Origin of the sequence: Phaeobacter sp. S60 (genome assembly GCF_000826845.1) — a bacterium.
In the GTDB taxonomy this organism is placed as follows: Bacteria; Pseudomonadota; Alphaproteobacteria; order Rhodobacterales; family Rhodobacteraceae; genus Phaeobacter; species Phaeobacter piscinae.
In genome coordinates this window covers 148,945-159,004 of the sequence record NZ_JSWJ01000019.1, presented here as the reverse complement: position 1 = coordinate 159,004, position 10,060 = coordinate 148,945, and the positions used below count along the sequence as shown (strand labels likewise).

Below are 10,060 nucleotides of genomic sequence, written 5' to 3'. Positions count from 1 at the left end.
TTTCCATCTCGTGGACTATCTTCCTGTGCGCCCGAATAGCCGTGTCAGGGCGCCAAACTGGCTGATGCACAGGCCGCTGAGGATCAGCAGCAGCGCGATCAGCATCGCGGGCGGCAACTCTTCGCCCAGAAAGACTGCGCCCAGCACCACGGCCCAGACGGGCACCTGATAATTCGTCAGTGTCATGAAGGTGGGTCCCGCCTCGCGGACCACGATCACGCGCAAGAGGTTTGCGGCGGCGGTCGGGATCAAGCCGAGGACTGCTGCGATAAACAGCGTGCGGGTGTCAGGGATCACCGGCGGCCCCTCAGCCAGCCAGGCGACGGGGATAATGAGCGCGGACCCGATGAGCAGCAGGATGGCCGCCAGCCCCAATGGATCCACCGGCGGCAGCCGACGTGTCAGGATGGAGCTGACCGAGTAGCAGGCGGCCGCCGCAAGACAGGCGGCGCGACCATAGCCTTCAAGCGCTGCGCCGCTGCTTTCAAACGCGGTGCTGCCCAGCAGGACCGCCACCCCGGCAAAGCCGATGGCAAACCCGATCACGCGGCGCAGGGTCATTTGCTCACCCGGGATAAAGACATGCGCCAGCGGCAGCACCATCAGCGGAATGGCGGCCATGCTGACGCCAGTGAAGCCAGAGGAGACATGCTGCTGTCCCCATGAGATGAGCATGAAGGGCAGGGCGGTGCTGAGGATGCCGATGAGGGTCAGCGAGGGCCAGTTTGCCTCGGATTTGAACAGTTTGAAGCCGCGCACACCCCAGATCGCGGTCAGCAATAGGGCGGCAAAACAGATGCGGCTGGCCGCCAGCCAGAATGGGGTCGTGCCCTCTAGCGCAAGCTTGATCAGCAGGAATGTCCCGCCCCAGACAAAGCCGAGGACGGCGATCATCAGCCAATAGCGCGGTGCGATGTTGGGCATGGGGTCCTCCGCCGGTTCACCGCGCGACAAGACCCCGCCGGGCAGGTGGGGTCAATGGAAATTGCTTTGTTATCTATCGAAGTGGTTTCACGGGCAGGCCGCGCGCACGGCGGTTGCGGCTGAGAAGAAGACCTCCGAGGATCAGCGCCAAGGCGGCAAAGAGCTGGGGCGGCAGGGTTTCACCCAAGAGGGCCGCGCCGAAGACCACCGACCAGACGGGCACCTGGTAGTTCACGGTTGAGAGGAACGCCGGACCTGCGCTGCGCGCGACCTGAACCAGCAGCACCTGAGCAAGGGCGGTGGGCAACAGGCCGAGGTAGATCACGGCGGCGAGCGGCTGCATGGCGGGCAGCTCTGGCACACCTTCGGCCCAGAGCGCGGCGGGGGTCATCATTGCAGCACCGCACAGGAGAGCCGCAGCGGAGAGGGACAGCATGTTCACCTGCGGACAGAGCCGGGTGATGATTGAGCCGATGGCGTAGCACAGCGACGCGCCGAGGCAGGCCAGCCGGGCAAGGGATTCAAAATCTGTGCCAGCAGAGCGAAAGGCATCAAGGCCAATCAGCACCACCACGCCGGCAAAGCCGATCAGGAAGCTGATGGTACGACGCAGGGTCATATATTCGCCGGGCACCAGAAGATGCGCCAGCGGCAGCACAAACAATGGCACCACAGCCATGCACACCCCGGCAAAGCCGCTGGCCACGTAAGTTTGCCCCCAGCTGAGCAGGGTGAAGGGTAGGGCGTTGCTGAAGAACCCCATGCCGAAAGCGCAGGCCCAGATAATCCGGCCATCAGACGTGCGCAGCGAGGGCAGGGCGATGCCCATGGCCCTGATGACAGCGAGCAGACACAGCGCGCCGATCAGGATTCTGAGCGCGGCGATGGTCATGGGCGGGAAGCCGCGCAGTGCCAGCGACACCGCCATGAAGGAGGCGCCCCAGATCACGCCAAGAAACAGAAGCTTGGCCCAATTGGTAGTGCCGGGGGAGTCGCTCATCACAAAACCTCAATCACTGGCAGCTTGCCGGTTTGCCGGAAAACTGCGCTGCTGCTGACAAGTCGGGGAGGGCGGCGCCTGACCCTGGGAGGGGCGAAGCGCCCTCCCGTGGGGAGGGTCGGTCGCTGCCCGGCCTATCGGCCGGGCGGCAGGATTGGAAAATGACTTTCTGAATAAAAAGGGCGCCCCAAATCGGAGCGCCCAGCAGAGGAAAAGGCTGCGGAGGGTACCGCGGGCGCCTTAGTTCTTTTCTTTGTCGACCATCTTGCCGGCCGAGATCCACGGCATCATGCCGCGCAGCTTGGCGCCGGTTTCTTCGATCAGGTGCTCGTCATTGGCACGGCGGGAGGCTTTCAGGGTGGGCTGACCAACCTGGTTTTCCAGCATGAAGTCGCGCACGAATTTACCCTGCTGGATGTCGTCCAGAACCGCTTTCATGCGGGCTTTGGTTTCGTCATACTTCAGGATGCGCGGACCGGTGACGTACTGGCCGTACTCGGCAGTGTTGGAGATCGAGTAGTCCATGTTGGCGATGCCGCCTTCATAGATCAGGTCAACGATCAGCTTCACTTCGTGCAGGCACTCGAAATAGGCCATTTCCGGGGCATAGCCGGCTTCGACCAGGGTCTCGAAACCACAGCGGATCAGCTCAACCAGGCCGCCGCAGAGAACGGCCTGCTCACCGAAGAGGTCGGTTTCGCATTCTTCACGGAAATTGGTTTCGATGATGCCGGAGCGGCCACCGCCGATGGCGGAGCAGTAGGACAGACCGATTTCCAGCGCCTTGCCGGTGGCGTCGGTGTCAACAGCCACGAGGCAGGGCACGCCGCCGCCTTTGGTGTATTCGCCGCGCACGGTGTGGCCGGGGCCTTTGGGGGCCATCATGATGACGTCGACGCCTTCTTTCGGCTCAATCAGGCCGAAGTGGACGTTCAGGCCGTGGGCGAATGCGATGGCCGCACCCGGCTTGATGTTGTCATGGACGTATTTCTTGTAGGTCTCTGCCTGCAGTTCGTCGGGCATGGTGAACATGATCACGTCACACCAAGCTGCCGCTTCGGCGATACCCATGACCTGCAGGCCTTCGCCTTCGGCTTTCTTGGCGGAGGGGGAGCCTTCGCGCAGAGCAACGACGAGGTTTTTTGCACCGCTGTCGCGCAGGTTCAGCGCGTGGGCGTGACCTTGGGAGCCGTAGCCCAGAATGGCCACTTTCTTGTCTTTGATCAGGTTAACGTCGCAGTCGCGGTCATAGTATACACGCATGATCATCGTCCTTTTGTTTCGTGTTTGAGGGCATCATAGGGCGTGTTGGCAGGCGAGGTAGCCCTGATGTGAGTGAAAATCACCCGAAATCTGCAATAGTTATTCGCCAAAAAATGATATAGCATAGCTTTCATGCTTGAAGACCTTGACCGACGCATACTTCGCCACCTGCAGGCGGACCCGGAGCAATCGCTGCCGGATTTGGGGGACCGCCTCGGCCTTACGGCCTCGCGGCTGTCCCGGCGGCTGGAGAAGCTGCGCGAGAATGGGATCCTGCTGGGGCAGCGTGCGGTGATTGACTGGCGTGCCTTGGGTTATGAGGTCGAAGTCTCCCTGCGGATCACGCTGGACAAGACCAATTCACGGGCCTTTGACGAGTTTATCCCCGCCGCACGCGAGATTCCTGAGGTGTTGGAGATCCAGACCTTTCTGGGGCAGGTGGATGTGCGGCTTTCGGTGATTGCGCGGGACATGCCGCATTACCAGCAGATTTACCGCGCTGCGATCCTGACCCTGCCGCATATCACCGATATCGAGGCACTTATGCATGTGGCGCGGATCAAATCGGACGAGGCGCTGCCGATATGATGGCGCTGGATGAGATTGATCACGCGCTGTTGCGCGCTCTTGGGCAGGATGCGACGCAGTCTGCGGGGGCTTTGGGGCGCGAGCTGGGGCTCAGCCAGCCAGCCACGTGGCGGCGCATTCGCCGGTTGCAGGAGGCCGGCATCATCACCGGGCGCAAACTGGAACTGGATGCAGGCAAGCTGGGGTTTGGTGTGACGGTTTTTCTGGGCATCAAGCTGGCCACCAAGGGGCGCGTGTCGCTGGAAGATTTCGAACGCGCGGTGTCCGCCATTCCCGAGGTGCAGACGGTGGAGCATATTCTGGGCATGTATGATTACCGCCTGCGGGTCACTGCCCGCGATATTGCCGATTTTGAGCGGGTGCTGCGGCGGCGGGTGATGACCCTGCCCGGCGTGGGCAGCGTCGATGCAAACGTCCTGCTGAGCGAGGAACGCAGGCCCGGTCCGCTGGGCTAGCCTAGAGGCTGCGGGGCAGGGAGATATTGCTGGATCGACCAAGCCCGTATCGAAGCGTCAGGCCGATCACTGCGAGGCTGATCACCAGCCAGAGACCACCCCAAATGACGGTCGTCCCGCCAATTTCCTCCGCCATCATACGGGCGTCGGAGCGCAGGTAAGAGCGCGCGATTGTATCGTCCCAGATATCAAGCGGCGCATAGATCATGCTGCTGATGCCGATAATCCGCAGGATCAGGTCATTGACGGCAAGGCTGAGATAGCGCGCGGTGGCCAACATCAACACGCCTGTCGTCAGGGTGAAGACCAGCGCGAAGAGATCACGGATATAGATGGCCGCAACAAGCAGCGTGAGTGCCCCAAACAGGGCGAGGATTCTCCGATCCCAATCGGTGCGCAGGGCGATGACAAACAACGCAGCCCCAATGAGCAGCGAACCGGTATACCCGGCTGACAGCATCAGAAAGCGGTTGCCACCCCGCGCGGTCACGCTGCCGCCCTCATAGGGGTCTACGGTGAGATTGAGACCCTCACCGCCGGTGGCAAGGGTGACAATGGCATGAGATGTTTCATGCAGGAAGACGGTCAGGATACGCAGTGGCAGCACAGCTGGCGTGGACCAGAGCAGCACGATCACCAGCGTCAGGCAGATCAGCTGCCAATGTCCTGTGATCACACGCCGAAGAACCTGCATCTTATTTGACACCCAGCCCCATCTGCATGAGCGTTTTGCGCACCGGTGCCATGGAGTAGAGCGCATTGAGCCCATAGGCGCGCAGATCGCGCAACGGACGCGGGGTCAGCATGGAGGTCCGGTTCAACAGGTCGATCCCCTTCACCCGCATCAGAATATCGCTGTGGCGGGCCTTGTGGTAGCTGTCGAGCATGGCAGCATCACCCAGCCCTTCGGGACGGGCCTGCGCCAAATCCAGCAGCACGCGCAGATCGCCCAGCGACATGTTCAGACCCTGCGCACCAATGGGCGGCACCACATGGGCGGCCTCTGCCATCAGGGCCAGGCGTTCGCCATTCATGCGGGCGGCTGATTGGCTGATGATGGGCCAGATGCTGCGGCGGGAGGCAAGCCGCAGCTGCCCCAGAACGCCGCAGCTGCGCCGGTTCATTTCAGCCTCGAAAGCGTCCACATCCATGCGCTGCAGCGCCTGCGCCCGTGGGCCGCGTTCCATCCAGACAATGGCGGACGAGGGCTGGCCGTTGTGATCCGGCAGCGGCACCAGTGTGAACGGCCCGCCGGAGCGGTGGATTTCGGTCGAGACGTTCTGATGTGGCTGCGCGTGTGTAACGGCAAACGCCAGCGCTTTCTGCCCGTAACGGGTTGTTCGCACGGAGATGCCCACCGCGCGTCGCATCGGGCTGTCGCGCCCATCACAGGCCAGCACCAGGCGGGCGGTGACGCAGGTGCCGTCACTCAGGGTGACCTGTGCGGCGTTTGTGCGCGTGAACAGGTTACTGGTACCAAGACCGGGGCGGAAATCCACGGTATCGAGGTCATCAAGGCGCGCCAGAAGTTCGCGGCGCAGGAGCCAGTTGGGCAGGTTCCAGCCAAACGGTTGATCAGAGATGTCGGCAGATTTGAAATCCTTGGTGACACGGGCCACGGGCTCAGCACCGCCTGCATCAATGATCCGCATAATCTCCAGCGGGGCGGCGTGGCAGTCGAGCCGTGCCCAGATCCCCGCCTCTTGCAGTAGTGCCTTGGCCGGTTGCAGGATCGCGGTGGTGCGCAGATCGGCCCCGGCATCGTCGCGCAGCGTCACGGGCGGCGTCGGGTCGACGCAGATCACCTTGAACCCGGCAGCCCCCAGTGTCGCCGCAGCGGTCAGCCCAGCGATACCACCACCGGAAATCAGAATGTCGCAACTGTCAGCCATGGAACCTGCCTTTCATCTCTGTTTCTGAGATAGGCCGGTGATGATCGGAATGACAAGCGACATACTGTCCTTTTTGGCGACGCCGTTGACTGCGTCTGCGCAGATCTAGCCGCGAGTGATGCTTACCAGGATCACGAACATGATCGCTGTTTTGGCGACCGCAGGCAGGAACAGCGCCGGCAGGCCCCAGATGGCGACGGCCAGCCCCCAGAGCAGCACATAGAGCAGAATGGCCAGCAGGGCCTTTGTCGCATTGGCCTGATCGCGGCTGTCAGAGTGCGTCACAGGGGATGGAGCAGCGGGGGCGGCCACCGTTGGGGCAATTTGCTGCTGGGCGTGGTCAAAAGTCATGTCGTTCATCGGGCGGCATCCTCGGTCTGAGCAATCCGCGCGGACCGTGGCAGCAGGACGCCACGGACGCGCATCAAAGATGCCAGCCATATATACCTTATCAGCCCCGGCAAAAGAGCGGTGCGGCGGCGCGCCACAGGGGGGCGACAGGATGCGCAGCCGGGGCTGCGGGTGGTGGCACCGGTGCTCAGAGCAGGCCGAGAAACCCGGTTAGATCATCGGTATGATGGTGGATATGCGCGCCGGGTGCTGCCTCGGGCGCGACATGGACGGTCCGCATGCCAAGTTTATGCGGGGCCAGCAGGTTGCGTGGATCGTCCTCAAACATCGCGGCCTTTGCTGTGTCGATGCCGGCCTTGGCAAAGATGATGTCAAAAGCCTGGCGCTCCGGCTTGGGACGATAGTTGGCGTGTTCAACGCCGTAGATTTCGTCAAAACAGCCCTCAAGCCCTCGCGCGGCCAGCACCTGCTCGGCATAAGGCGCGGTGCCATTGGTATAGATGATCCGTTTGCCGGGCAGGGTCTTGATCCGCTCAGCCAGCAGAGCGTCCGGCTCCAGCTGATCGAAATTGATATCGTGGACCTCCAGCAGGAACGGATCTGGATCCAGATCATGATGTGCCATCAACCCCGCAAGGGTGGTGCCATGCTCGCGCCAATAGTCGTCGCGCAGCTTGTTGGCCATTTGCTGGTCAACGCCAAGGGCGGACATGACATAATCCGTCATCTTGACCTCAATCTGGTCAAACAGCCGGGCAGACGGGTGATAGAGGGTGTTGTCGAGGTCGAACACCCAGTGGCGGACGTGAGAGAAAGATTGCGATACCATGGCGAGGGACCTAGGCTGCGACCTATGCGATTGCAAGCATCGCCGGTGGAATAGATGTGGTCGAAACGCGATCCTTGACTGGAATACACCGCGCGATCTTAACCGCTTGGCCGGGGCGGGGTTGATTGCACGGCGGCGAGGCCTGTAGACATCGGGGAGCAACAATCCAAGGATCGACATGAGCCTTCCTCGCAGTACCAGCCAGACCGACGCTTATGCGCTGATCCTTGAAGCCATTGATGTCGGGGTCTATCGCCCGGGTGACCGTCTGGTCGAAAGCGACCTTGCGGAACGATTTGGTGTGTCACGCACCCCGATCCGCGAGGCCTTGCAGCGGCTGGAGACGCAGTCGCTGCTGGAACGTGACGGGCGGTCGCTGATTGTTGCCTCGCTGGACCATAACCAGATGGCGGAACTTTATGTGGTGCGGCGTGAGCTGGAAGGGCTGGCCGCCAGCCTTGCGGCGCGGCATGCCACCGAAGAAGAGATCCGGGTGCTGCAGGAGATGGTCGCCTCGGATGATGCCTTTGTCGACAATCCGACGGAGCTGGCCAAGGCGAACCGTCGCTTTCATGAGCAGATCCATCTGGCCTCCCACAATCGGTATCTGGTGCAGCAGCTGAACCTCGTGCATCGCACCATGGCGCTGATGGCAACCACATCACTCGCTGCGGAGGGGCGGGGCCGGATCGCGCAGGCGGAGCATAAGAGCATTGTGAACGCCATTGAGCGGCGCGACGAAGAGGCCGCCGGCCGGGCGCTGAAGGATCATATTTCGGTGGCCTTCATGACACGGTTGAAACAGGACGCTGGCGATCGCAGCAAGGGGTAGGGCGCCCGCTGCCCTCACTCTATGTTCGGGGGAGCGGTGTTTTGCGGGATTTCCGTGACTGCCCATGCGCGGTCTTGTCCCAGAAAAACGGTTTGAAGATCAGCTCATAAAGCGCCTTGTAAACGGCGATCACACCCATCGGGAAATACAGGATCATGCTGGGCGCCCAAAGCGCCAGCCAGCGCCGTCCGCTGGCGAAGGCGGCGGTGATCCCGATCGTGATGCCCAGCAATTCAAAGAACACCAATACGGCAGCAGCGAGGTAGGGCGCCCCGGCAGGCAGCAGTGGCGTGCTGGGATGGTCGAACCCCAGGGTGATCAGCCAGAAGGTCCAGAGGCAGGGGGCCAGCAGGAACTGACCGACCGTGCCGAGGAAGAAGGCCTGCAAGCCAAGAAATTGCCGCCAGCCCAGTTGCCGCGCCAGGACAGCGGGGCGGCGCATATGGACCAGATAGGTGACCATGAAGCCTTTCAGCCAGCGTGATCGTTGCTTGACCCATGGCCAGGGGCGGCAGTTTGCCTCCTCATAGGTGGTGGTGGGGAGCATCTCCGTGCGATAGCCAAGACGGCAGAGTCGGACGCCAAGATCAGCATCCTCGGTCACGTTATGGGCGTCCCAACCGCCCAGTTGCTCAAGTATGTCGCGGCGAATGAAAAGTGTGGTGCCGCCCAAGGGCACTACCAGACCGAGGCGCGCGATGCCCGGCAGTACGATGCGGAACCAGCTGGCGTATTCAAGCGTGAAGCAGCGCGATATCCAGTTCTGACCGGGGTTGTAGTAATCTAGCGCGCCCTGCAGGCAGGCCAGATCATTGTCGCCTTGTGCAAAGGCGTGCGCAACCTGCTCCAGTTGGTCAGGGTCTGGTGCATCCTCGGCGTCCCAAACGCCGATAATCTCACCCCGGCAATAGTTCAAGGCGTAGTTCATGGCCCGCGGTTTGGTGGTGAGACCGCCGTGGGCGGGTACCTCGATCACCCGGAACCAATCCGGCAGATCGGCGCAGCGGATGGCATTGCGTGTAACCTCGTCATCCTCTTCCAGTACCAGCAGAATCTCCAGCAAACTTCGCGGATAGGTGAGTTTACACAGGCGTCGCAATAAGGCGCGACCAATCTCCGCCTCCTTGTAGAGGGGCACCAGAACGGAGATCCGCGGCAGGCGTCGCTGCGTCGTCGCCCCCCCCAGTGCCTGAACGGAGAGGAGCGGTGTTTTGGGCTGTGATCGGGTCCTTTGATGCAGGCGCTGCCTGCGTCGATCCTGAAGGTGGGACAGAAAACCAGCGCATTTCAGCAGCACAAACAGCAGTAGCGTCCCAAGAGCTAGGCCGCAGAGCAGGGTGAAAATCGCCCGCGGAATGATGGTGACAAGTGCGAGGGCCGCCAGTCCGATGATGAGCGGCAGACCGAGCCAGTTCGGCTGGCCAAGGGTGCGGCAGCTGTAGGCCAGCGGCACGCAGGCGCTGGCATCGCGGGCGAGATCGTCGCGAAAATGAGCGCTCAGCAATTCGGTGATCTGGGCCTCGCTGGCGATGACGGGTCGGATATCGCCAAAACTACCCGCAAGATCGCGTTGCAGCTCAGCCAGACCGGCCGGATGCGCAATCGCCACCACAAGTGTCTGCCCCAGTTGCATATATGGCAGCGCACAGCGACGCAGCCAGAACCGGGCGGGTTTGCGCGCGAGCAGACGCGCCTGGGGGCGGTGACCACCCAGATCAACCCGTTGCATTCCATGCTCGGACGACAGCGCATCCAGAACCTGCTCCCGACTGGCCCATCCTTCCGATACAAGGATGTGATCAATCGGAACACGCTGATGCTGGCGCAGAACCAGCGCCCGCATCAGGTGGTCCTTGCTGACGGCGTGATGTTCAACGAGACGCCGCTCAAACGACGTCTGGCGTTCTCGCCGGATAAGGGGTCGCG

Annotated in this window: 11 protein-coding genes; 3 read left to right on the top strand and 8 right to left on the bottom strand. The window is 62.0% G+C overall.

Annotation, left to right across the window (positions count from 1 at the left end; genetic code table 11):
* Positions 1-15: 15 nt before the first annotated feature.
* The 3 genes from OO25_RS17705 to ilvC form a co-directional block, all read right to left on the bottom strand.
* Positions 16-924: a DMT family transporter gene (locus OO25_RS17705; protein WP_040181601.1), complete on the bottom strand. Its 909-nt coding sequence runs from the start codon at positions 922-924 to the stop codon at positions 16-18.
* A 73-nt stretch (positions 925-997) separates the two neighbouring features.
* Positions 998-1,924, bottom strand: coding sequence for a DMT family transporter (locus OO25_RS17700; RefSeq protein ID WP_040181599.1), 927 nt, complete (start codon positions 1,922-1,924; stop codon positions 998-1,000).
* A 240-nt stretch (positions 1,925-2,164) separates the two neighbouring features.
* Entirely contained in the window at positions 2,165-3,187 is a 1,023-nt protein-coding gene (ilvC, locus tag OO25_RS17695; protein WP_008204148.1) for a ketol-acid reductoisomerase, read from the bottom strand.
* Positions 3,188-3,319: 132 nt separating this feature from the next.
* Here ilvC and OO25_RS17690 point away from each other — a divergent pair, with 132 nt between their 5' ends.
* Both OO25_RS17690 and OO25_RS17685 read left to right on the top strand, forming a co-directional pair.
* Positions 3,320-3,775, top strand: a complete 456-nt coding sequence (locus tag OO25_RS17690; RefSeq protein WP_040181597.1) for an Lrp/AsnC family transcriptional regulator — start codon at positions 3,320-3,322, stop codon at positions 3,773-3,775.
* Positions 3,772-4,230 (top strand): Lrp/AsnC family transcriptional regulator, encoded by a 459-nt coding sequence (locus OO25_RS17685; RefSeq protein WP_040181596.1) that lies wholly within the window; start codon positions 3,772-3,774, stop codon positions 4,228-4,230. The genes OO25_RS17690 and OO25_RS17685 overlap by 4 nt, the downstream gene beginning before the upstream one ends.
* 1 nt (position 4,231) lies before the next feature.
* On the opposite strand, the gene OO25_RS17680 is transcribed toward OO25_RS17685, so the two are convergent.
* From OO25_RS17680 to OO25_RS17665, 4 genes are all read right to left on the bottom strand, one after another.
* Positions 4,232-4,924 (bottom strand): M50 family metallopeptidase, encoded by a 693-nt coding sequence (locus tag OO25_RS17680; RefSeq protein ID WP_040181594.1) that lies wholly within the window; start codon positions 4,922-4,924, stop codon positions 4,232-4,234.
* Position 4,925: 1 nt separating this feature from the next.
* Positions 4,926-6,122: a UbiH/UbiF family hydroxylase gene (locus OO25_RS17675; protein ID WP_040181593.1), complete on the bottom strand. Its 1,197-nt coding sequence runs from the start codon at positions 6,120-6,122 to the stop codon at positions 4,926-4,928.
* A gap of 105 nt (positions 6,123-6,227) precedes the next feature.
* Positions 6,228-6,482 (bottom strand): hypothetical protein, encoded by a 255-nt coding sequence (locus tag OO25_RS17670; protein WP_040181591.1) that lies wholly within the window; start codon positions 6,480-6,482, stop codon positions 6,228-6,230.
* Between the two features lie 178 nt (positions 6,483-6,660).
* Positions 6,661-7,302, bottom strand: a complete 642-nt coding sequence (locus OO25_RS17665; protein WP_040181590.1) for a pyrimidine 5'-nucleotidase — start codon at positions 7,300-7,302, stop codon at positions 6,661-6,663.
* 178 nt (positions 7,303-7,480) lie between these two features.
* Between OO25_RS17665 and OO25_RS17660 the strand changes: the two genes are divergently transcribed.
* A complete protein-coding gene (locus tag OO25_RS17660) occupies positions 7,481-8,134 on the top strand; it encodes a GntR family transcriptional regulator (protein WP_040181589.1) in 654 nt (217 codons plus the stop codon).
* 19 nt (positions 8,135-8,153) lie between these two features.
* On the opposite strand, the gene OO25_RS17655 is transcribed toward OO25_RS17660, so the two are convergent.
* Positions 8,154-9,977, bottom strand: a complete 1,824-nt coding sequence (locus OO25_RS17655; protein WP_040181587.1) for a glycosyltransferase — start codon at positions 9,975-9,977, stop codon at positions 8,154-8,156.
* Between the last annotated feature and the right edge of the window lie 83 nt (positions 9,978-10,060).